At 71.2% G+C, this 24287-nt stretch carries 4 protein-coding genes; 2 read left to right on the forward strand and 2 right to left on the reverse strand.

Features of this window, described 5'->3' with window-relative positions; all coding sequences use genetic code 11:
- Positions 1-25: 25 nt before the first annotated feature.
- Both ACQP0P_RS24770 and ACQP0P_RS24775 read right to left on the reverse strand, forming a co-directional pair.
- The gene (locus ACQP0P_RS24770) at positions 26-784 is read right to left on the reverse strand and encodes an SDR family NAD(P)-dependent oxidoreductase (protein WP_433381544.1); all 759 of its coding nucleotides are present in this window, start codon (positions 782-784) and stop codon (positions 26-28) included.
- A gap of 48 nt (positions 785-832) precedes the next feature.
- On the reverse strand, positions 833-2323 hold the full coding sequence (locus ACQP0P_RS24775; RefSeq protein ID WP_433381547.1) for a tryptophan 7-halogenase: 1491 nt from the start codon (positions 2321-2323) through the stop codon (positions 833-835).
- Between the two features lie 875 nt (positions 2324-3198).
- Between ACQP0P_RS24775 and ACQP0P_RS24780 the strand changes: the two genes are divergently transcribed.
- Both ACQP0P_RS24780 and ACQP0P_RS24785 read left to right on the forward strand, forming a co-directional pair.
- Complete coding sequence (locus ACQP0P_RS24780; protein ID WP_433381550.1) at positions 3199-15078, forward strand: amino acid adenylation domain-containing protein; 11880 nt, start codon at positions 3199-3201, stop codon at positions 15076-15078.
- The gene (locus ACQP0P_RS24785) at positions 15078-24254 is read left to right on the forward strand and encodes an amino acid adenylation domain-containing protein (protein WP_433381553.1); all 9177 of its coding nucleotides are present in this window, start codon (positions 15078-15080) and stop codon (positions 24252-24254) included. The genes ACQP0P_RS24780 and ACQP0P_RS24785 overlap by 1 nt, the downstream gene beginning before the upstream one ends.
- The last annotated feature ends 33 nt before the right edge of the window (positions 24255-24287 follow it).

The following is a 24287-nucleotide window of genomic DNA, read 5'->3' on the forward strand; positions in this document are numbered from 1 at the left end:
GGCGCGGCCGGGCCCCGGGCGGACGTCAGCGCGGCGCCATGCGGAGGGCGCCGTCGAGCCGAATCGTTTCGCCGTTGAGCATGGGGTTTTCCACAACGTGTGCGGCGAGCGAAGCGAACTCCGCGGGGTCGCCGAGCCGCGCCGGGTGCGGCACCTGTCGGCCAAGCGCGTCGATCGCGGCCCGGGGCAGCGGCGCGAACATGGGCGTGTGGAACAGCCCCGGGGCGATGGTGACCACGCGGATCCGCAGCGACGCGAGGTCGCGAGCGATCGGCAGGGTCATGCCGATGACGCCTGCCTTCGAAGCCGCGTAGGCGGCCTGCCCGATCTGGCCGTCGTACGCGGCCACCGAGGCGGCGTTAACGATGACCCCGCGCTCCTCGCCCTGTTCGCTGGCCTTCGCGATCCTCGCCGCGGCGAGGCGGATGACGTTGAAGGTGCCGATCAGGTTGACCTTGACGACGTCGTCGAAGGCGGCCAGCGGGAACGGGCCGTCCTTGCCCACGGTCTTGACCGCGTTGCCGGTGCCCGCGCAGTTCACCACGATCCGCAGCGTGCCCAGGCTATCGGCGAGATTGATCGCGGCGTTGACGTCCGCCTCCCGCGTCACGTCGCCGGGTGAGAACGCCACGCGCTCGCCGAGCTCGTTCGCGATCTCCTTGCCCTGTGCGGACCGGGCGAGGATGACCACCGAGGCACCCCGCTCGTGCAGGGTGCGCACCGTCGCCAGGCCCAGTCCCGACGTGCCCCCGGTGACCAGGGCAACGTTCCCTCCGATCCGCACGTGCCGCTCCTCTCGTCCCTGTTGCAAGGTGATTACGTCAGATGCAGGTCACTCGGTCGGCGCGTGCACCCAGCTCAGGCCGTCCGGTGATGGGATCAGGCCGCCGGCGAACAGCGGGAGCTCCTGCTCGGCGTCCTCCCCGAGCAGCGCGTGCATCTGGACGCGGGAGCCCTCGGCCATCGACTCGCGCACGACCGACGAGTTCAGCATGTCACCCCAGCCGCCGTCGCTGCCGTCGGCCATCTTGCCGACCGCGTCGGAGAACTCCTGAGAATGCGAATGCATCCGCTCAGCCAGCGCCTCGGCCGAGGTGAACGCGCTCTCCCCGGAGGAGACGCCGCCGACCAGATTCACAAAGGACTCCAGCTCGGGATAGGCGGTGTTGGTGAGCTTCTTCGCCTGCCAGAAGTAGGAGTTCTCGTCGCGGTGCATCTCGTAGAAGGAGACCAGGAACTCGTAGAACACGCTGTACTCGCGGCGGTAGCGCGCCTCGAACTCCTGCATCGCGGCCTCCTCCTTGACTTGACCGGCCAGCACGCTATTGATCGACCGGGCGGCCAGCAGGCCGCTGTAGGTCGCCAGGTGCACGCCCGAGGAGAACACCGGGTCGACGAAGCAGGCGGCGTCGCCGACGAGCATCATGCCCGGGCGCCAGAACTCGGTCTGGTGGTAGGAGTAGTCCTTGCGGACGCGGATCTGGCCGTAGTCGCCCTCGGTGACCCGTTCGGCCGGGGACAGGTAATCGGAGATCATCGGGCACTCGGCGATCAGCGACTGGAGCGCCTTCTCCGGGTCACCCTGCACCTTCTCGGCCATCTCGCGGCGGACCACGGCGCCGACGCTGGTCAGCGTGTCGCTCAGCGGGATGTACCAGAACCAGCCGCTCTCGAAGGCGACGCAGAGGATGTTGAAGCGGCTGGGCTCGGGCATCCGCTTGCCGCCCTCGAAGTACCCGAACAGTGCCAGGCTGCGGAAGAACTCCGAGTATTCACGCTTGCCGCCGACGCGGTTGTACAACCGGCTCTTGTTGCCCGAGGCGTCCACGACGAACTTCGCCATGGCCCGCCGCTCGACGCCGTCGGCGTCGGTGTACCGCACGCCGGTGACGCGGTCGCCGTCCTCGATGACGTCCAGGACGGCGCACTGCTCCTGCACCCGCGCGCCGACGCGGCGGGCGTTGTCGAGCAGGATCTTGTCGAACTTGGACCGTTCGACCTGGTAGGCGGTGGACGTCGGGCCCGCCATCTTGGACGAGACCGAGAACGTGAACTGCCAGGGCTCCGGGTTGGCGCCCCAGCGGAACGTGCCGCCCCGCTTCAGCGGGAAGCCGGCCTTGGCCAGCTCGTCCGCCGCGCCGGTCAGCCGGCAGATGCCGTGGACCGTCGACGGCAGCAGGGACTCCCCGATCTGGTACCGCGGGAAGCTCTCCTTCTCGAGCACGAGCACCGAATGGTCCTGCTGGGCCACGAGCGCCGCCAGCGTCGAGCCCGAAGGGCCGCCTCCTACCACGATGACGTCAAATTCTTCGATGTTTTCCACGCGCTTCTTTCTTCTCTCGCTGAGCAATGCGATGTCCAGACGGAGGCGTGTCGAGTAACTGTGCGTAAGAACACAGGAACGCCAGGCAATTGATTAGCGGCGCCGGTTAACTGTGCGTAAGAACACAGGAACGCCAGGCAATTGATTGGCGGCGCCGGTGCAATGGTACAAGGAAGCCCGAGTTGATGTCGATACAAGAAATCCTGAGTCGATGTCGACGGAGCCGGGTGATCACGGTCGGTGTCGCGCTCGGCACCCGGGGTGGCAGAGTGGTATCGCTTCCGAACTTCTCGAAATGAGTGAACCTATTTCATCCTCGCGCGACCTGGGCGATGCGATGCGGTGATTCTGCAAGACGGCGTTAGCCTTGTAAAGGTAGCCAGGTTCGCTGTAAGGTCATTGCAGAGGTAGTCAGGTTCGCTGCAAGGTCATTCGGCGGAGCTCCATCATCCCTTATGATGGCGGCAGCTTCCCGTACAGAATTCATATAGTCGGCAGGCCTAAAGATCCGTATACTGAGATGCAATCACCTCACTGGGGATGGTGATTGATGCCTGCCGGACTGCGAATAATGACTCAGGCAAACGGGGGATTTTCTCGATGTTGACATCGGTGTGTGCGCTGTTCGGCGTGGTGGGCACTTCCCGCCTTGTACAGCGCGTAGTTTCTCTGAGCTGACCCGTGGCCGCTGGGCGCGGTCACCGTTTCATTAACTGACGCCGTCGGCTGACGCCAGGTGGCGTGAAAAAGCATGCCTTGAATTGGTTTTCCGACCATTTCTCCTGCGGAATTCCGCGGGCCTGCTCGTGTTTCCGAGAACCCGAGAGACGTCGCCGACGCTGTTTCCGGGACGGACTCCGACTCCTGGGGATGAGATGCGTACGACCAACTCGTCGACCTTCCGCGAGACCTTCACCGTCACCGCCGACAACCCGCTGCTGAGCGGGCACGTCGTACGCGGTCGCACGCTGCTTCCCGGCGTCGGCTACGTCGACCTGGTGCTGCAGGTACTGGTCCGGAACGGGCACGCACTGGCCGAAGTGGAGCTGCGTAACCTCACCATCCTCGCACCGCTGGTCGCCGCGCCCGGGGAGCGGGTCATCACCACCGTCGAGGGCAGCCCGGCGCTGGCCGGCGGCTGCCGCATCGAGGTTCGCAGCCGGCGTCCCGAGGACAGCGAAGAGATCCTCCACGCGGTCGTCACCGCGCACCGGCAGGAGGCGCCGGACTTCGCCGGGCGGCGGCTGGCCCTCCCGCTCACCGGCGCCGACCGGCTCCTTCCGATGGCCGAGGTCTACGCCTGGTTCCGCGAGCGCGAGCTGGTCCACTCCGGACTGATGAAGGTCGCCGGTGAAGTGCACCACCGCACCGACGACTCGGTCGCGGCGCTGGAGCTGCCGCCGGCGCACCCCGGCGGCAGCTCCAGCTTTCTCTTCCACCCGGCGTTATTCGAAGCGGGGCTGCTCGGCGGCGGCGTGGGCATCCACATGCTGCACGAGCAGCACCAGGGCGACGACCTCTACCTGCCGCTGGTGTTCGAGTCCTTCGCTACGATCGCACCGCTGGGCTCACGCTGCTTCGTGCGCGTGCCGGCGGCTTCGGCGCGCCGTGACGACGAGCTGTTCCGGCTGGCCGTCGAGTTCTACGACGAGACCGGTCGGCAGATCGCCGAGATCAAGCAGCTGGTGGCCAAGCGAGTCCGGGCGGTGGAGTCCCTCGACGTCCGGGGTGGCCCGGCCCCGGTCGGCGTGACCTCGGGCGGACCGGTGTCCGCCCCGGTCACAACGGCGCAGGACCCCCTGATCGTGCTGCGCGAACTGACCGGGACGCGGCTGGAGCTGCCTGCGGCCCAGGTCGACGTGCACAGCAGCTTCTACGAGCTGGGTCTCAGCTCGGCGCAGCTGGTCTCGCTGGTGCCCGAGCTGGAGAACCGGCTGGCCCTGGAGCTCTCGCCGACAGTCGTCTTCGAGTACCGGTCGATCGCGGATCTCGCCGAGTGGCTGCGGGGGCAGGTTCCCGCGCAATTCGCCGGAGCCGGAGCCGGAGCCGAAGCCGACGCGCTGGTCGCGGAGATCGCCGCGCAGCTCGGCGTCCCGGCCGAAGAGGTGGACCCGCGCGGCGAGTTCGCGGAGTTCGGGCTCGACGTCACCGGTCTCGCCCGGCTGGCCGCCCGGCTCGCCGACCGCCACGGGCCGTCGGTGACGGCCGCCGCCCTGCTCGAACGCCGGACCGTGCAGGCGGCCGCCGGGTGGCTCGCCACCCTGGACCGGGTACCGGCGACGCACCCGATGGTGCACCGGGTCGAAACCGGCGCCGGCGGCGTCGTCGGCCATGCGCGGTTCAGCGGCGACGAGCCGTTCCTGCGGGACCACCGGATCCGCGACGACCGGCTGCTCCCTGCGGTCGCGCAGTTGGAGATGGCGCATGCGGCGGTGGTGGCCGCCGCCGGTGCGGAGCACGCGGACCGCGTGCGGCTGTACGACGTCGTCTGGCTGCGGCCGGCGGTGTGCGGCCCGGACGGGCTGGACGTGCGGGTGACGGTCGAGTCGCGGGGCGACGGCCGCTGGGAGTACCGGTTGGAAGCCGGTGACGGCACGCTGTGCGGCAGCGGCCGCGCGCGGACGGCGGACTCTGCCGGGACGACGGCGCCCTCGCTGGCCGAGGTGCGCCGGACCTGCGCCGAGCAGACGATCACAGGCGCCGAGGTATACGACCTCTACGCCCGCGTCGGCATGGACTATGGCCCGGCTCTGCGGTCGGTGGTGTCGCTGGGCGCGGGCCGCGACGCGGCGGGCGGTCCCCAAGTACTGGCCGAGCTGCGCCTGCCGGCTGGGGCCGAACCGCTGGACCGCTACCGGTTGCACCCGAGCATCCTCGATGGCGCTCTGCAGGCCACAATCGGCCTGACGCTGGCCGCGTACCGGACCGGCGAACTGCCCGCCGACCCCGCCCTGCCGTTCGCCGTGCACGAAGTCGCATCGGTTTCCGCCACCCCCGCGACCGCTTTCGCGTGGATCAGGCACCAGCCGGGAAGCGGGTCGTCGGCCCGGCTCGACGTCACCCTGTTCGACGAGCACGGCCGGGTCTTCGCGGAGCTGAACGGGGTGAACACCCGTGTCCTGGCGAGCGTGCCGCCGCCGGCTCCCGACGTCGAGCACGCGCCCACCGACATCGCAATCGTCGGCGTCAGTGGCCGCTACCCGGAAGCGGCGGACCTGGAGGAGTTCTGGCAGAACCTGCGATCCGGCCGCGACTGCATCCGGGAGGTGCCCGCGGAGCGCTGGAACCACCGGCGCTACGCCGACATCGGCGGCTCGTCGAAGGGCAGCTGGGGCGGGTTCCTCGACGGCATCGACCGCTTCGACCCGCTGTTCTTCCAGATCTCGCTGGCCGAGGCCGAGCTGCTCGACCCGCAGGAGCGGCTGTTTCTCGAATGCGCCCACCACACGCTCGAAGACGCCGGGTACACCGGGGACCGGCTGAGCCGCGCGGCCAGCCGGGTCGGCGTATTCGTCGGCGTGATGTACCAGGAGTACCAACTCTACGGCGCGCAGGCGCAGGACCGCGGCCACGCCACCGCGCTGTCCGGCAGCGGCTCCAGCGTCTCCAACCGGGTCTCGTACTTCTTCGACTTCCACGGCCCTAGCATCACGGTGGACACGATGTGCTCGTCCTCGCTGACGGCCATTCACCTCGCCTGCGAGGCGATCAAGAGCGGCCAGTGCGACGCGGCGCTCGCCGGCGGGGTGAACATCACCTCCCACCCGAACAAGTACGTGCTGCTGAGCCAGCGCCGGTTCCTCTCCAGTGACGGGCGTTGCCGCAGCTTCGGCGATGGCGGCGACGGCTACGTGCCCGGCGAGGGCGTCGGCGCCGTTCTGCTGAAGCCACTGGAGCGTGCGATCGCCGACGGCGATCATGTCTACGGCGTCATCAAGGGCACCGCGCTCAATCACGGCGGCCGCACCTCCGGCTACTCGGTCCCGTCGCCGGTCGCGCAGTGCGAGGTCATCACCGCCGCGCTCGAGGCCGCGGATGTCGACCCCCGCGCGATCAGCTACGTCGAGGCGCACGGCACTGGCACCGCGCTCGGCGACCCGATCGAGGTGACCGGGCTGACCCGGGCGCTGCAGGGGCCCCACGGCCTGCCGCCGCACTGCGCGATCGGCTCGGTCAAGTCGAACATCGGGCACGCGGAGAGCGCGGCGGGCATCGCCGGGCTCACCAAGGTGCTGCTGCAGCTCAAGCACGGGGAACTGGTGCCCAGCCTGCATTCGAGCACCCTGAACCGGCACCTCAATGTGGCCGGGATGTCGCTCGAGGTGCAGCAGCGGGTGGTGCCGTGGCAGCGGCCGACGGTGGAGATCGACGGCGAAGCGCGGACCTTCCCGCGCATCGCCGGGGTTTCCGGGTTCGGCGCGGGCGGCTCGAACGCCCACCTCATCGTTTCCGAGTACCAGGGGCCGGAACCCCGGCGGACGGTCCCCGCGGGCCGTCCGGCGGTGCTGGTGCTGTCCGCGCAGAGCGAGGAGCAGCTGGTCGAGCAGGCTCGCCGGCTGCGCGGGCGGCTGGCGGAGCTGGGCGAGGACGCGCTCGCCGACGTCGCGTGGACGCTCCAGGTCGGACGCGTGGCGCTGCGGGAGCGGCTGGCGTTCGCGATGACGTCGCTGGCCGAGGCCGGCGACGTGCTGGAGTCGTTCGTCGCCGATCCGCGGCGGTCCGGTCCGTGGGTGCGCGGCACCGTCCAGAACGGAGTCTCGGCGCAGGTGGCCGACTCGGTACTGGCCGACTGGCTCGACCACGGCGTCCCCGACCGGCTGCTGCGTGAGTGGGCCGACGGCGGCGCGGTGCGCTGGGAGACGGCCCCGGCCGCGCGGCGGATCAGTCTGCCGGGGTACCTGTTCGCGAAGGACCGCTGCTGGTTCGACCTCGACGGTGAGACGGACGGCCCGAGGGTGCTTCCCGAGACGTCCACCGGCCCCGACGGTGACCTGGTGCTGCTGCGCCCGGTCTGGGAGACCCGCGTGGCCGACCCGGCTGAGGCCCGCGCCGAGCACCACGTCGTCGTCTTAGGCCGCCTCGCGGCCCGGGAACGCGAAGAGCTGCGAGCCGCGTTGCCCCCCGGTGCCGTTTGCCGGTTCGCGGAGCTCGCGGACGGCACGCTGGACATCCGCTACACCGACGCGGCCCGGCAGGTTTTCGAACTGGTCAGAGGGATCCTGGCCGGGGGTGTACGGCGGCCCGTGCTACTGCAGGTCGCCGTCGTCGGCGGACCCGCCGACCGCGCGCGTCTCGCCTGTCTCGCCGGACTCGCGGGCCTGCTGAAGACGGCGAGCCTGGAGAACCCGCTGCTGCACGCGCAGTTCGTCGACTGCCTGGACGGTGCGCTCCCCGCCGTCGTCGCCGGACGCCTGGCGGCCGAGGCGACGACGGCGCTCGAACCGGTGGTCCGGCACCGCGACGGTCGGCGGCTCGTCGAGCGCTGGGCGGAACTGACCCCCACAGTGGACAGCCAGCCGTGGCGGGAGAACGGCGTCTACCTGATAAGCGGCGGTGTTGGCGGTCTCGGCCTGATCGTGGCGCGGGACATCGGCACCTCGGTCGGCCACGCCACCGTCGTCCTCACCGGCCGGTCCGAGCTGACCGGCGAGCAGCGCCAAGCGCTGGACGAACTACGGGCGGCCGGCCTGACCGTCGACCACCAGCGCGCCGACGTCGCGGACCGGGCCGCGGTGGCCAGGCTGCTGGCGCACATCTCGGCGACCCACGGGCCGCTCACCGGGGTCCTGCACTCCGCCGGCGTCGTTGACGACCGGTACCTGCTCCGCAAGACCGTCGCGGACGTCGAGCGCGTGCTCGCGCCCAAGGTCGCGGGCCTGGTCAACATGGACGAGCTAACCGCCGACCAGCCTCTCGAGCTGTTCGCCTGCTTCTCCTCGACGGCCGGGGCGTTCGGCAACGCCGGGCAGGGCGACTACGCCACCGCCAACGCGTTCATGGACGCCTATGCCGCCCACCGCAACGAACTCGTCGACGTCGGCGCGCGCCGCGGGCGGACGGTGTCCGTCGGCTGGCCGCTCTGGGGCGAGGGCGGGATGGGCGACGAGACGGTCCGCGCAAACCTGCGCGAAGCCGGGCTCGCGCCGCTGGACACCGCGCGCGGCCTGGCGGTGCTGCGGATCGCGACGGCCGAAGGCACCGGACTCGACGCCGGGCGGCTGGTCATTTTCGTCGGACGCCGCGACCGGGTGCTTTCCCGGCTCCCCGGCCAGGAGGAGTCACGGGCCGCCGTCAAGCAGCCGATAGAGATCACGACCACGGAGGCCACCATGCGGGTGCTGGAGGAGCGAGCGGTGGCGTACCTGCGGCGCGTGCTCGCCGCGTCGCTGAAGCTCGCGCCGGAACGATTGGACATCGGGGCGCCGCTGGAGCAGTTCGGCATGGACTCCGTCGTCGCGGTAAATGTTATCTCCACCCTAGAGAAGACGTTCGGCGAGTTGCCGCGGACGCTGCTGTTCGAAGAGCCGACCGTGCAGAACCTCGCGCGGTACTTCGCGACTGGCCACACCGACGCGTTGCGCGCGCTCGTCGGGGAACCGGCCTCGCAGCCGATGCCCGAACCGGCTCCTGAGCCGGTCGTGGCGAAGCCGGTCGTGCGAGTCGAGGAGCCCGCTCCGGTGGTCGGCGACCGCCGGATCGCGATCGTCGGCATCACCGGCATCTATCCGAAGTGCGATGACCTCGACGCGTTCTGGGCCCAGCTGCGCGCCGGCGGTGACTGCGTCACCGAGGTCCCCGCGGAGCGCTGGGACGCTGGCGGCCGCACCTGCTGGGGCGGGTTCATCGACGGCGTCGACCGCTTCGACCCGCAGCTGTTCGGGATCTCGCCCCGCGACGCCGAGGCGATGGACCCGCAGCAGCGGCTGTTCCTCCAGACCGTCTGGCACCTGCTGGAGCAGGGCGGCGTGACGCAGGAGGTCGTCGAGCGGCGGTACGAGCGGCGGGTCGGCGTGTACGTCGGCGCGGGCTACCAGATGTACCGCGCCGACAATGCGGAGCCGACGCTCGTCGCGCTGACGTCGTCGACGTCCTACAACATGATCGCCAATCGGGTCTCGTACTTCTTCGGCCTCGAAGGCCCGAGCCTGGCCGTGGACAGCATGTGTTCGTCGTCGGCGACCGCGATCCACCTCGCCTGCGCCGACCTCCAGCGCGGCGAGACAGAGCTGGCCGTGGCCGGCGGCATCAATCTCACCATCCACCCGGACAAGTACGTCGCACTGTCCGAGCTCGAACTGCTCGGCACGCACCCAGGCAGCCGCAGTTTCCGCGACGGTGACGGCTACCTCCCGGCAGAGGCGGTCGGCGCGGTGCTGCTCAAGCCGCTGGACGCGGCGGTCCGGGACGGTGACCAGATCCACGCCGTGATCACCGGGACCGCGTCGCTGCACAGCGGGCGGGCCAACGGCTTCATGATGCCGAGCCACGCGTCGCAAGTGAAGGTCATGCGACGGGCGCTGGAGCGGGCGGGCACCGAACCTGCCTCCATCGGGTACGTCGAGGCCGCGGCCAACGGCGCCGCGCTCTCCGACGCCGTCGAATTCCGCGCGCTGCGGGAGGTCTTCTCCGGCGTCACCGAGAAGGTGGCGCTGGGCACCGTGAAGTCGAACCTCGGGCACCCCGAGGCCGCGTCCGGCATTGCCCAGCTCACCAAGGTCGTCCTGCAACTGCGGCACGGCGAGATCACGCCGCTGGTCGACATCGGCACGCCCAATCCCGGTCTCGAAGCCGACGGGACGTCGCTGCGGCTCTGCGACGAGCTGACGGCCTGGGAGCCGCGGGGGACGGCGCCGCAGCGCGCGCTGATCAACTCGGTCGCGGCGGGCGGGAGCCACGTCAGCCTGGTCGTCGAGGCACCCCCGCCGGTCGTGGTCGCCGAGCGGCCGAGCGAGGACAGCGGGCCGCAGCTGGTCGTGTTGTCGGCACGCGACGCCGGCCGCCTCCGGACGGCGGCGCGGCGGCTGCACGACTTCCTGGAGCGGGACGACACGGCCGCGCTCGCGGACATCGCGTACACCTCCCAGCTCGGCCGCGACGCGCAGCCGGAACGGCTCGCCGTCGTCGTGTCCTCGCGGGCGGACCTACAGGCCGCGCTCGCACGGCACATCGCCGGGGAGTCCTTCGGGACCGCGCTGGTGCTGCTGGGCAACGCCGAGGACGACCCAGGTCCGCTGCGGATGCTGCTCGACGGCGCCCGCGGCGAGGCGTTCCTGTCCGCGCTCACCGCGGACGGCGACCTCGAGCGGCTTGCCGAGCTTTGGGTGCGCGGCGTGGCCGTGCCCTGGCGCGAGCTGCACACCGGGCGACGCCGGCTGGTCGCGCTGCCGGTGACCGCCTTCGAACCAGACCGGTACTGGGTCGCAGCGCGGCCCGGCCGGACCGAGGACAGCACGCCGCCCGCCACGCCGGTGCCCGCCGACGAGCCACGCGCGGGGTCGCTCACCGAGACGCAGCGGATCGTGCTCTCCGTCTGCGAAGAGCTGCTCGGTTACCGGACCGGTCAGATCGGCCTCGACGACGACTTCCGCGCGCTCGGCGGGCACTCCCTGCACGTCCCGAAGTTCGTGGCGCTGCTGCGCGAGCGGGGCCTGGCCTGCGACCAGTATCGCGTCTTCGCGGCGGGCACGATCGCGGACATCGCCGTGGCCATCGACGCCGCCGCCCCGGCCGAGTCCACTTCGGGCACCGAACGACTCTCGCTGGTCTCGCTCACCGAGGACGAACTCGCGGCGGTCGTCGCCGCGGTGCCGGGCGGGGATGCGAACCTCCAGGACGTCTACCCGCTCGCCCAGATGCAGGAAGGCATGTTCTTCCACCACATCCGAGATGAGGCACAGGACCCGTACGTCTCTTCGGGACTGTTCGCCTTCGCGGACCGCGAAATCCTGGACGGGTTCGCCGAGGCGCTGCGCGCGGTGGTCGTCCGGCACGACGCGCTGCGTACGGTGATTCTCTCCGACGGGCTCCGCGAGCCGGTGCAGGCCGTGCTGCGGCATGCCGAACCCGCGCTGGAGGAAATCGAGCTGCGCGCCGGGACGCCCGCGAACGAACAGCTGACCGACCTGGTCGCGAACGCCCCGCGCATGGCACTCCATGAGCCCCCGCTGATCCGGCTGCGCGGTGGCCGGCACCCGGACACCGGGGTCTGGCACGCGGCGCTGACGCTGCACAACGTCATCCACGACGCCTCGTCGCTCGGCCTGCTGCTGACCGAGATCGCCGAGGTCATGGCCGGGCGGGGCGACGCGCTGCCGGAGCCGGTGCCGTACCGCGAGTTCGTCGCGCACAGCCGGACCCGGCCGGCGGACCTCGATCCCGCCGCGTTCTTCGGCGAGTTGCTCGGCGGGGTGTCCGAGCCGACCGTCATGTTCGGCCTGGACGACGTGCACGGCGACGGCCGGGACGTCCTCGAACTGCGGCGTCCGCTCGACGGCGATCTCAGCCGCCGGATCCGCGGCGTCGCGGCGGAGCTGCGCACCAGCCCGGCGACGCTGTTCCACATCGGCTGGGCGCTGACCGTAGCGGCCTGCGCCGACCGCGACGACGTCGTGTTCGGCACCGTCATGTCGGGTCGCGTGCAGGGACCGGCCGGGATGGACCGGATGCTCGGCAGCTTCGTCAACACGCTGCCGATGCGGCTCGACCTGGCAGGCCGGAGCGTACAGGACGTCGTGCGGCACACCGGCAGAGTGCTGCAGGAGCTGGTGCGCTTCGAGCAGGTCCCGCTCACCGAAGCTCGGGTCCACAGTGGACTACCGAACCCGGCGGTGCCCCTGTTCAACGCGATCCTCAACTACCGCCATTTGCCGGGGGACGACGGTGTCGCCGAGCGGCTCGGCCAGCTCGGCGTCACCCCGCCGTCGGAGGTGCTGGAGCGCAACAACTACCCGGTCACCCTCTCCATCGACGACCTCGGCGACACCTTCCGGCTCGTCGCGCTGATCCACCGGGCGCAGGACGCCGAGGCCGTGGTCGACTGCCTGGAAGCCGCCATGCGCTCGCTCGTCGCCGCACTGTCCGATGAGGACGGTGCCGGGGCAGCGCTGGACCTGGCGGTGCTGCCGGAGGAGATGTACCACCGTGAGACTGCGGAGTTCGCTTGGGAGCCGGTAACGGCCGAGGGCGCCGACGCCGCGGCGAACCGGACCGCGCACGAGTGGTTCGAAGAGATCGCCCGGGACGTGCCGGACGCGGTGGCCGTGCGGTGCGAGGACCGGTCGCTGACCTACGCGGAGCTGAACCGGCGGGCGAACCGCCTCGCGCGGTACCTGCGGGCGCTGGGCGTCGGCCGCGACTCATTGGTCGCGTTGTGCCTGCCGCGCAGCGAATGGCTGGTGCTGGGCGCGCTGGCAGTGGTCAAAGCCGGTGGCGCCTACCTGCCGGTCGACCCGTCGGCCCCCGCCGAGCGGCTCGGGCACATGTTGTCCGACAGCAAGCCGCGGGTGCTGCTCGTCGAGGGCGCGATGCCCGCGGGGCTCGACCCGGGTGACGCGGTCGTGGTCGACGTCGCGGCGGACGCTGGTCGCTGGGCGGCGTTCCCCCGCGACAACCTGGACCCGCTGCCCGGCGCGTCGCCCGCGGACCTGGCGTACGTGATCTACACCTCGGGTTCAACGGGGCTGCCGAAGGGTGTGCAGGTCCCGCACAGCCACCTCGCGCGGTTCTTCGTCGCGCAGGAGTGGTTCGACTACCGGCCCGGCGACGTGTGGACGCTGTTCCACTCCTTCGCCTTCGACTTCACGATCTGGGAGATGTGGGGCGCGCTGCTGCACCGCGGCACGCTCGTCGTGGTCACGCGGGACGTCGCCCGCAGCCCGCGCGACTTCTACGCGTTGCTGTGTGCGGAAGGCGTCACGATCCTCGGGCAGACCCCGACCGGGTTCGGCCAGCTGATCGAGGCTCAGGGCGAGAGCGACACGCGGCACCGGATCCGGACCGTCGTGCTCGGCGGCGAGGAACTCGACGCTTCGACGCTGGGCCCGTGGTTCGCGCGGCCGGACAACGCCGGCACCGAGCTGGTCAACATGTGGGGCACCACCGAGACCGGCGTCGTCACGACTTACCGCGTCGTGACCGAGGCCGACACCCGGCTGACGACCCGGCCGATCGGTGGCCCCATGCCGGGGCTGAGCGTGTACGTGCTCGACCGGCGGCAGCGGCCGGTGCCGACCGGGGCGGTGGGCGAACTTGTCATCGGCGGCGACGCGATGGCGCGCGGCTACCTGAACCGGGCCGAGCAGACCGCCCAGCGGTTCCTCGCGGACCCATTCGCGGGGACGCCGGGGGCGCGGATGTACCGCACCGGCGACCTGGGCCGCCGACTGCCGGACGGCTCGCTGGAGTTCCTCGGGCGCAACGACGACCAGGTGAAGATCCGCGGTTACCGGATCGAGCTGGGCGAGATCTCCACGCGCCTCAACGAGCACCCTGCGGTCGCGGACGCCCGCGTGGTGGTCTGGGGCCAGGGCGATAACCGGCGACTGGTCGGTTACCTCGTGCCGTCGGCCCAGGAGGCGCGGGCGGTGCGGGAGCTGGTGCGCCTGGCGCGCACCGAACCGGCGGTCCTCGATCGCGTGCGCGAGCTGCCGAACGGGCTGCCGGTCGTCGACCACGACCACGCCGAGACCGACCTGCGGTACCAGCGGATCTTCAACGGCGCCGGGCACCTCCGGCACGGCGTCACGATCGAGGACGGCGACCACGTCGTCGACCTCGGTGCCGGCATCGGGCTCTTCACGCTGTTCGCCGGGCTGTACTACCCGGCGGCCGAGGTGTCGGCCTTCGAGCCGGACCCGGCGCGGTTCGACGCGCTGCGCCGCAACGTCTCCCTGCACGGACTCGACGTGAAGACCTTCGATTCCCCCCCGTTCCTGCCGGACGCGGATGTCGGCCTGCTCAACATCGAACTGGGCACCGGCGACCTGCTCGGTGAGCTCACCAACGCCGACTGGTCCCGGGTCCGCCAGGTCGTGGCCGGCCTCGACGACGTCGGCGGACGTCTCAAGGAGGTCGTGGCGCTGCTGGAGGCGCAGGGCTTCGACGTCGTCAGCGAAATGGAGGACGGGCTGCCCGGGACGACGGCGCCGTACCGCATCTACGCCAAACGCCCCGGCGAGACCGGTACCGCCTCTCGCCCGCTTTCGCTGCCGCGGTGGCCGAACGAGCGGGTCGTGAAGGAGGAACTGGACGCCGCGCTGCGGGCCGCGCTCCCGCCGTACATGGTGCCGTCCGGGTACGTCCTGCTGGACGAACTCCCGCTGACCGGCAACGGGAAGCTCGACACGAAGGCGCTGCCCGAGCCCGACGTACAGCGGAGGCCCGAGGACGACGACGCGGCTCTGCGCACAGAGGCCGAGCGCGTCGTGGCCGAGATCTGCGCCGACCTGCTCAACGTCGATGTCGGCGAACTCGGCATGGCGAGCAACTTCTTCGCGCTGGGCGGCAACTCGCTGCTCGCCACCCGCATGATCAACACGGTCAAGCGGCGGACCGGCGTCGAGCTGCGAGTTCAGACGGTCTTCGATGCCGAACGGCTGGCCGACCTGGCCGCCGCGGTCGAGCGCGCAATGGCGGGTCCCGACCCGGTGCCCGAACTTGACCTGGACGCGCTCAGCCGCAGCATCAGCCTTGTCGAGGCCATGAGCGACGCCGAGCTGGACGCCCTGCAACCGGACGACACTGAAAGAGACCGTTGATGAGCACGTCGCACCAGGAGCTGATCCGGAAGATCCAGGCCATGCCGGCCAAGCAGCAGCAGGCCGTGCTGACACTACTGGGCGAGCAGGGCGTCGACACCTCGGCCCTGGACTTCATCCCGCGCGTGCCGCGGTCGCCGGAACGGCCGCTCCGGCTGTCCTTCGCCCAGCAGCGGCTGTGGTTCCTCGACCAGCTCGAAGGGGCGAGCGCCACCTACAACGTCCCGCTGGCGATGCGGCTGCACGGGCCGCTCAACCGCGCCGCGATGCGCACCGCGCTGCAGGGGCTCGTGCTGCGGCACGAGGCGTTGCGCACACGGTTCGAGGACCGTGGTGGGGTTCCGCACCAGTGCGTCGACGACGGCAGCGGGTTCACCGTGCGGGAGCGCGACGCCGATCCGGCCGACGTCACCGCGATCTGCCAGCAGGAAATGCTGGAGCCGTTCGACCTGGCCCGCGACTCGCTGATCCGCGCGCTGCTGTTGCGGCTGGGCGAGACCGAGCACGTCCTGATGGTCACGATGCACCACATCGTTTCGGACGGCTGGTCGCTCGGCGTGTTCGTTCGCGAAGTGACCGCGCTGTGCGAAGCGGCGCGCGAGGGCCGGGAGATCACGCTGGAGCCGTTGCCGCTACAGTACGCCGACTTCGCACAATGGCAGCGCGGGTGGCTGACGGGCGAGGTGCAGGCGCGGCAGGTCGAGTATTGGAAGAAGCAGCTCGACGGCGTCCCCGTGGAGCTGACACTGCCCGCCGACCGGCCCCGCCCGGCGGTGCGCGACCACGCCGGCACCCGGGAGTTCTTCCGGTTCCCGCGCGAAGGCCTTGACCGGCTGCGCGAACTCGGCGAGCGGCACGACGCCACGCTGTACATGATCCTGCTGGCCGCGTATTCCGCGGTGTTGCACCGCCGCACCGGGCAGGCGGACATCGCCGTCGGCACCATCGTAGCGAACCGCACCCGGGCGGAGGTGGAGGGGCTCATCGGCCTGTTCGCCAACACCCTGGTGATGCGCAACGACCTTTCCGGCGACCCGGACTTCCCCGAGTTGCTCGCGCGAGTGAAACGTACCGCCCTGGCGGCCTACGACCACCAGGACGCGCCGTTCGAAACTGTCGTGGACGCCGTCGGGGCGGACCGCAGCCTCAGCCACACACCGGTGTTCCAGACCGTGCTGGTGCTGCAGGAGGAGCAGACCGAGGCGCGGCTGACGCTGGACGGGCTGGAGGTGACGCCGGTCGAGGCCGACTTCAGCATCGCCAAGTTCGACCTCACGCTGGACCTGCGGCCGACCCCGGACGGCCTGGACGGCGCCGTCGAGTACAGCACCGCGCTGTTCGACCGGGAGACCATACAAGACTTCGTCCGCGAGTTCACCGGCCTGCTCACCACAGTCGCCGACGCGCCGCATCAGCGTCTGTCCGAATTGGACCCCGCAGGGCGACGGCTGCCCGACTGGTTCGAGGAGGTCGCGAAGGCCGCTCCGGACGCAGTGGCGGTGCGCTGCGCGGACCGGTCGCTGACCTACGGCGAGCTGAACTCGCGTGCGAACCGGCTGGCCCGGCACCTGCGCGAGCTGGGCGTCGGCCGGGACTCGCTGGTCGCATTGTGCCTGCCGCGCAGCGAGTGGCTGGTCGTCTGCGCGCTGGCCGTGGTGAAGGCCGGCGGCGCGTACGGGCCGGTGGACACCTCGGCGCCGGTGGAGCGGCTCGCCCACGTCCTTTCCGACAGCGCGCCGCGGGTGCTGCTCGTCGACGGAGCGATCCCCGAAGGACTGGACGCCGGTGCCGCCACGGTGGTCGACGTCGCGAGCGGCGGCTGGGATTTCTTGCCGGACAACGACCTCGAGCCGCTGCCCGGTGCGTCGGCCGCGGATCTGGCCTACGTGATCTACACGTCCGGCTCGACCGGCCTGCCCAAGGGCGTGCTGGTCGAGCAGCGTCAGGTGACGCGCCTGTTCACCTCGACGCGCGACCGGTTCAACTTCGGGGCCGCGGACGTCTGGACGCTGTTCCACTCCTTCGCGTTCGACTTTTCGGTGTGGGAGATGTGGGGCGCGCTACTGCACGGCGGCCGTCTCGTCGTCGTCACGCCGGAAGTCGCGCGCAGCCCCGGCGAGTTCTACGCGCTGCTGGTCGAAGAAGGCGTCACCGTCCTCAACCAGACGCCAAGCGCGTTCGGGCAGCTGGTCGGCGCACAGGGGGACGATGGTGCCCCGCACCGGCTCCGGACGGTCGTCTTCGGCGGTGAGGCCCTGGACCCCTCGGTGCTGCGTCCGTGGTTCGCGCGGCCGGTCAACGCCGGGGCCGAGCTGGTCAACATGTACGGCATCACCGAGACGACGGTGCACGTCACCAACCGCGTGGTGACCGCGGCCGACACCGGTAACGCGGTCAGCCCGATCGGCGTCCCGCTGCCGGACCTAGCCGTGTACGTGCTGGACCCGCAGGGCGATCCGGTGCCGGACGGCGATGTGGGTGAGATGTACGTCGGCGGCGCCGGCGTGGCCCGCGGCTACCTGAACCGCCCGGAGCTGACCGCGGAGCGCTTCCTGGACGACCCGTTCGCAGGCGTGCCCGGCGCGCGGATGTACCGGACCGGCGACCTCGCCCGGCGCACGGCGGACGGCGGACTCGAGTACCACGGCCGCAACGACGACCAGGTCAAGATTCGCGGCTACCGCATCGAACTCGGCGAGATCTCCAGCCGGCTCAACGGGCACCCCGGCGTCGGCTCGTGCGCAGTCGTGGTCCGCGAGGACCAGCCGGGTCATAAGCAGCTCGTCGCCTACGTGGTTCCGACGTCCTGGACGGAAGAAGCCGCGCTGCGCGAAGAGCTGGACGCGCTCGCGCGCCGCACCCTGCCCGAGTACATGCTCCCGGGCGCCTACCTGCTCCTGCCGGACTTGCCGTTGAACGCCAACGGGAAGCTCGACCGCGCCGCGCTCCCGGCGCCCGGCATCGAGGCCGTCGCCCGGCGGGACGACGAGGAGTTTGTCGCGCCCGCCACCGCCACCGAACGGCTGCTGGCGACGCTCTGGGCGGAGCTGCTCGGCTTCGACGCCGGGCGGATCAGCGCGCAGGACAACTTCTTCGCGCTGGGTGGGCATTCGCTGCGCGTCACGGTGCTGGTGGCCCAGCTCCGGGAAGCCGGGCGGCGCCTCTCCGTGCGCGACCTGTTCGACGCCCCGACCCTGGCCGCGCTCGCGAGGCGGATCGACGAGAACTCCGCGACCGACGGAACGGCCGTCGAGGTGGTCGACGCCGGCTACGCCGTACCGCCGAACGCGATCCCCGAGGGCTTCGAGCGGCTGACGCCGGACCTGCTGCCGCTGGTGGAGCTGACCCAGGACGACTGCGACGCGATCGCGGCGGCCGTCCCCGGCGGCGCGGCGAACGTCCAGGACGTCTACCCGCTGGTGCCCGCGCAGGAAGGCATCTACTTCCACCACCTGATGGATCCGGAGAACGACCCGTACGTCATGTCCGTGGCGTTCACCGCCGCCGACGAATCGGCGCGGGACGCGTTCCTCACCGCGTTCCAGGCGCTGGTCGACCGCCACGACGTGATGCGCACGGCCGTGCTCGGTGAGGGACTGCCCGAGCCGGTGCAGGTGGTGTACCGCTCGGTGCGGCTGCCGGTCGAGGAGTTCCGGCTCGACGAGGCCACGGACGCCGAGGAGCAGATAGGCGCGCTGATGCGGAACCCGCCGGCGCTCCAGCCGTCCCAGGCGCCGATGGTGCAGGTCCGCACCGCGCCGGAACCCGGCTCTCCGGCGCACTTCCTGCTGGTGCATTACCACCACCTCATCGAGGACGCGACGTCGATGCGGTTGATCCTCGAAGAGCTGGCGGCCCACATGGCCGGGCGGACGGACCTGCTCGACCCGCCGGTGCCGTACCGCGAGTTCGTCACGCACACCCTGCACCAGCTGCGCACCGGCGACGCAGAAGAGTACTTCCGCGGCGTGCTCGGCGATGTCACCGAGCCGACGGTGCCGTTCGGCCTCACCGACGTCCGCGGTGACGGGCGCCGGACGCGCAAGCCGCGCCGGTCCCTGCCCGCGGAGCTCGCCCGGCGGCTGCGTGCCGAAGCCGGACGGCTCGGGCTGAGCCCGGCGTGGCTCTTCCACGCCGCTGCCGCGCGTGTCGTGGCCGCGAGCAGCGGTCGCGACGATGTCGTCTTCGGCACCGTGATGTCAGGACGGCTGCAGGGCGTCCCCGGCGTGGAGCGGATGCTGGGCAACTTCATCAACACGCTCCCGCTGCGCGTCCAGATCGCCGGCCGCAGCGTCCGCCAGCTGGTCGACGAGGTCGCGGCCAGCGTACGCGAGCTAATCGCGCGCGAACAGTCGTCGCTAAGCCTGGTCCAGCGGTGCAGCGGGCTGGACAGCGACACCCCGCTGTTCAGCGCGGCGATCAACTTCCGGCACTTCGAGCCGTCGGCCGACGATGCTGGCGCGCTGTCGCTGGAGGCACAGGGGATCAGCTGGCTCGGCACGATGGACCGGACCAACTACCCCATGGGCATTTCGCTCGACGACACCGGCGACGAGCTGTCCCTGACCGTCCAGGTCGAGGGCACGGTGGAACCCGAGATGCTCCTGGCGTACGTGGAGGCCGCGCTCGAGGGCATCGTCGACGCGCTCGCCGCCGACGGCGGGCACGGCACCCGGGCGCTCGACATCGACGTGCTGCCCGCGGCCGAGCGGGAGCGGCTGCTGACCGTGGCCGAGGGTGCGCGCCCGCCGTACCCGCACGACGCCGGGCTTGCCGACCTCTTCGAGGAGCAGGCGGCCCGGCGCCCTGGCGCGATCGCGGTCCGCCACAGCGGGCAGCGGCTGACCTACGCGGAGCTGAACGCCCGGGCGAACCGCGTCGCCCACCACCTGCTCGAGAGCGGGGTAGGCCCGGACGTGCTCGTCGGGCTGTGCGCCGACCGCACGCCGGAGCTGGTCATCGGGATGCTGGGTATCCTCAAGGCCGGCGGCGCGTACGTGCCGATCGACCCCGGTTACCCCGAGCAGCGGATTCGGACCCTCCTTGACAGCTCCGGCGTGCGTGTCCTGCTGGGCCAGTCCCGGTTACCGGACGACTGGTTCGCGCAGGTCGCCGAGGTCGTGCACCTCGACACCGGCGAGCGGGCCGCCGACCGCGTCCAGGTGCTCGACGGCCGGTCCGAGGAGAACCCCGGGCGGCCCGGCCTGACGCCTGAGCACCTCGCCTGCGTCATCTTCACCTCTGGCTCCACCGGTCGCCCCAAGGGCGTGCTGATCGAGCAGCGCGGCGTGATCCGGTTGTTCCGCAATCCGGACTACTTCGCCGCGGATGAGAACACCGTGGTGCTGCACCACTCCTCGATCTCGTTCGACGCTGGGTCGCAGGAGGTGCTGACCCCGCTGGTCACCGGTGGTGTGCTGGTGCTGCACGACGGCGACGCCAAGGACCCCGCGCTGCTGCTGGACTCCGTCGTCCGCGGCGGCGTCACCTCGATGCTGCTGTCGGCCGCGTTCCTGCCCGCGTTCGCGGACGCCGCGGCGGACCGCGAGCTGTCGCTGCGCGAAATGGCCATCGTCGGCGACACGTTCTCGGCCCGCGACGTCCGCCGGCTGTACGCGGCGCACCCAGTGCTGACCCTGGTCAACGGCTACGGGCCGACCGAGAACAGCACCGCGTCCACCTACCACGTGATCGATCGGGACATCGCCGACGACGCCCGAGTGCCGATCGGCTGGCCGATCCCGCACACCACCGCGTACGTCACCGACGCCGACCTGCGGCTGGTGCCGGACGGCGTGCTCGGCGAGCTGTGCCTCGGCGGCGCCGGCGTGGCTCGCGGCTACCTCGGCGACGAGGAGCTGACGGCCGATCGGTTCGTGCCCGACCCGTTCGGCGGCGACCCGGCCGGTCGGCTGTACCGCACCGGTGACCTGGTGTGCCGGCTGCCGAGCGGGGAGCTGGAGTTCCGCGGCCGGGTGGACGACCAGGTCAAGGTCCGCGGCTTCCGCGTCGAACCGGGCGAGATCGAGACGGTGCTGCAGGCGCACCCGTCGGTGCACAGCGCCGTGGTCGTGCCGCGGACGTCCGGCGAGGTCCACTCCCTCAATGCCTATGTGCGCCCGACCGGCGAGTGGCTGGCCGCGGCCGCCGAGAAGCAGTCCGCCGAGCACCTCGGCCAGTGGCAACAGCTTTTCGAGACCGAGTACTCCCGCGATGCCGGTGAGAGCGTGCCGGACGACCTGAACCTGGCCGGCTGGAAGAGCAGCTACACCGGGGAAGCCATTTCCGAGGCCGAGATGCGCGAGTGGATCGACGGCACGGTCGACCGGATCCGGGCGCTGCGGCCGAAGCGGCTGCTGGAGATCGGCTGCGGGACCGGGCTGCTGCTCTTCCGGTACGCGCAGGAGTGCGAAGCGGTGCACGGCATCGACATCTCCGCCGCGGCGCTCGACGACGTGCGCCGGGGCGTGCGTCGCCGCGGCTGGTCCCACGTCACCCTGCAGCAGGGCGACGCGCTGTCGGTGGCCGGGCCGGACGAGGAGCTCTTCGACGTCGTCGTGCTCAACTCCGTCGTCCAGTACTTCCCCAGCCGGCAGTACCTGGAGGAGGTCATCGCCCGCGTCCTGCCGCTGGTGGCCGACGGCGGCCGTGTCCTGCTCGGCGACATCCGGAACCTGGACCTGTTCTCCGCGCACGTGTGCGCGATCGAGCGCAGCCGCTCCGGCGCGGCGACCACGGCGGGCGTGCTCGCTGCGCAGGTCCAGCGGCGGCGCCGGCAGGAGACCGAGCTGCTGGTCAGCCCGACCTGCTTCGCCCGGCTGCCGGAGCGATTCCCGGAACTGGGCGCGGTTGACATCCTGGTCAAGCGGGGCGTGGGCGGTAATGAGATGCTCGCCTACCGCTACGACGTCGTGCTGACCAAGGGAGCGGCCGAGCCGGCCCCCGAACTCCCGTGGCTGACCGCCGGGACCCCGGCCGAGCTGCGGGCCATGCTCGACGCCGGGACGCCGGACCGGTTCGGCGTCGCCGGGCTGACCAACCCGCGGGTCGCCGAGGACGTCCGCGTCCGGACGGCGCTGGCCCTCTGGGCGCCGTCGCGCCAGGTGGAGCCGCTGCCCGGCGGCGGCCGGCTGTCCGCCCGCGCCCAGATGGACATCCGGGAGCTGGAGAGCGTGGTGAAGCACGCCGAAGAGCTCGGGTACACGGTGTCCGCGACCTGGTCGCAGGATCGGCCGGACGGCATCGACTTGCTCCTGGGCCGCGACGGCACCCCCCGGGGGCAGGCACGGGAGCCCTACCGGGCGTCGCGCCTGGCGAACGCGCCGCAGCTCGACCGGCTGAGCCCGGCGCTGGTCCGGGAACTGCGGCACCACCTGGGCGAGTGCCTGCCGGACTACATGGTGCCCGGCGCCTTCGTTGTGCTGGAGGAGTTGCCGGTCACGTCGCAGGGCAAGGTCGACAAGCGGGCCCTGCCCGCGCCGGACGAGAACGACGTCGCCAAGGAGACCTACGTCGCGCCGCGGACCGAGGCCGAGCGCACCCTGTGCCGACTCATCGGCGGCGTGCTCGGCCTGGAGCGCGTGGGCCTGCAGGACAACTTCTTCACCCTGGGCGGGCACTCGCTGCTGGCCACCCGGCTCACCCTGCGCGTCAAGAAGCAGACGGGCGCGGAGCTGCCGCTTCAGCTCATCCTGACAGCCAAGACCGTTGCCGAGATGGCGGCGGTGCTGGATGCGGAGCTGGGCCGGACGGCCGTCGAGGAGCCCGTTGCCGAGGACCGGCCGCCGCTCGCGAACCTGCTGCCCGCCGAGCCCGCGGTCGAGGGCACGGAAGCCCCGCTTTCCCTGGCGCAGCAGGACTTGTGGTTCCTGCGCACCCCGGCGTGGCTGGGCATCGCGCACGACAACGTCCAGCAGGCGTTCCGGGTGCACGGCCCGGTGGACGGGGACGCCGTCACCGGCGCGGTGCGCGCGCTGGTGGCCCGGCACGCGATCCTGCGTACCAGCTTCGTGCGTCGCGGAGACATCTTCGTCCAGCGAATCAACGGTGCCGCCGGATTCGACGTCCCGGTGCTGACGGTACCGGGCGAGGACGCGCTCGTCGAATGGCTGGGTGCCGAACGGCTGCGCCCGTTCGCCCCGGAGGATCGGTACCCCTTCCGGGCGCACCTGCTGGTGCTCGCGGCGGACGAGCACGTGCTCGTCCTCACCAGGCCCTGGGGCCTGTTCGACGGCTGGTCCTCGGCCATCCTGCTGGGCGAACTGGGCGTCGCTTACCGCGCGCTGAGCGAGGGCCGCGAACCCGCGTTGACGGCGTTGCCGTTGCAGTACGCCGACTTCGCCGCCTGGCAGCGCCGGATGGTGGACGACGCCGAGCTCGACCGGCAGCGCGACTACTGGCGCAAGCAGCTCGACGGGCTGCACGCGTGCCTGGCGCTGCGCGCCGACTATCCGCGCTGCCTGGTCAAGACGTTCCGGGGTGCGGCGGTGGAGCTCGCCGTCCCGGCCGATCTGGTGGAGCGGCTGCGCAAGTTCGGCGCGGACCACGGGGCGTCGCTGTACATGACCGTGCTCGCGGCCTACGCAGTCCTGCTGGGCGGCCGCACCGAAGACCGTGAGCTGGCAATCGGCTCCCCGGTGACCAACCGGCCCGCCGCCGAGGTCGAGGCCCTCGCGGGGTACTTCGTCAACACGCTGGTTCTACGCCTTGACGTGACCCCGGCGCGGGCGTTCCTCGATCTGCTGACACAGGCCAGAGAAGTGGTGGCGGCGGCCCATGCCTGCAAGGACCTGCCTTTCGCCGACCTCGTCCGCACCCTCGTGCCCGTGGCCGAGCCCGCGCACTCCCCGCTGTTCCAGGCGATGTTCAACCTGGTGCCGGCACCGGTGCGGGCCGAGACACCGGACGCGGGCGCCGTCGGAGAGGGCCTGGACGTGCGGCCCGTCCCCGGCGACGCCGGCACTGCGCGGTTCGACCTGAGTCTGGCCCTGCGGGAGACCGGGTCGGGTCTGGAGGGCTACCTCGAATACAGCACCGACCTGTTCGCCGGACCCACCGCCCGCGAACTGGCGAGCGACTACGTACGGCTGCTGGAGCTGATCGTCCAACAACCGCACGCAGACCTGGCCCGGCTGGCAGCCGATGCCAGACAGGGGAGCGCGCACGAACGTCAGTGACCGAACCCGTTCCACACGCCCGAGACAGCGAAG

The sequence above is a fragment of the Streptosporangium sp. CA-115845 genome (assembly GCF_050943795.1).
GTDB lineage: Bacteria > Actinomycetota > Actinomycetes > Streptosporangiales > Streptosporangiaceae > Streptosporangium.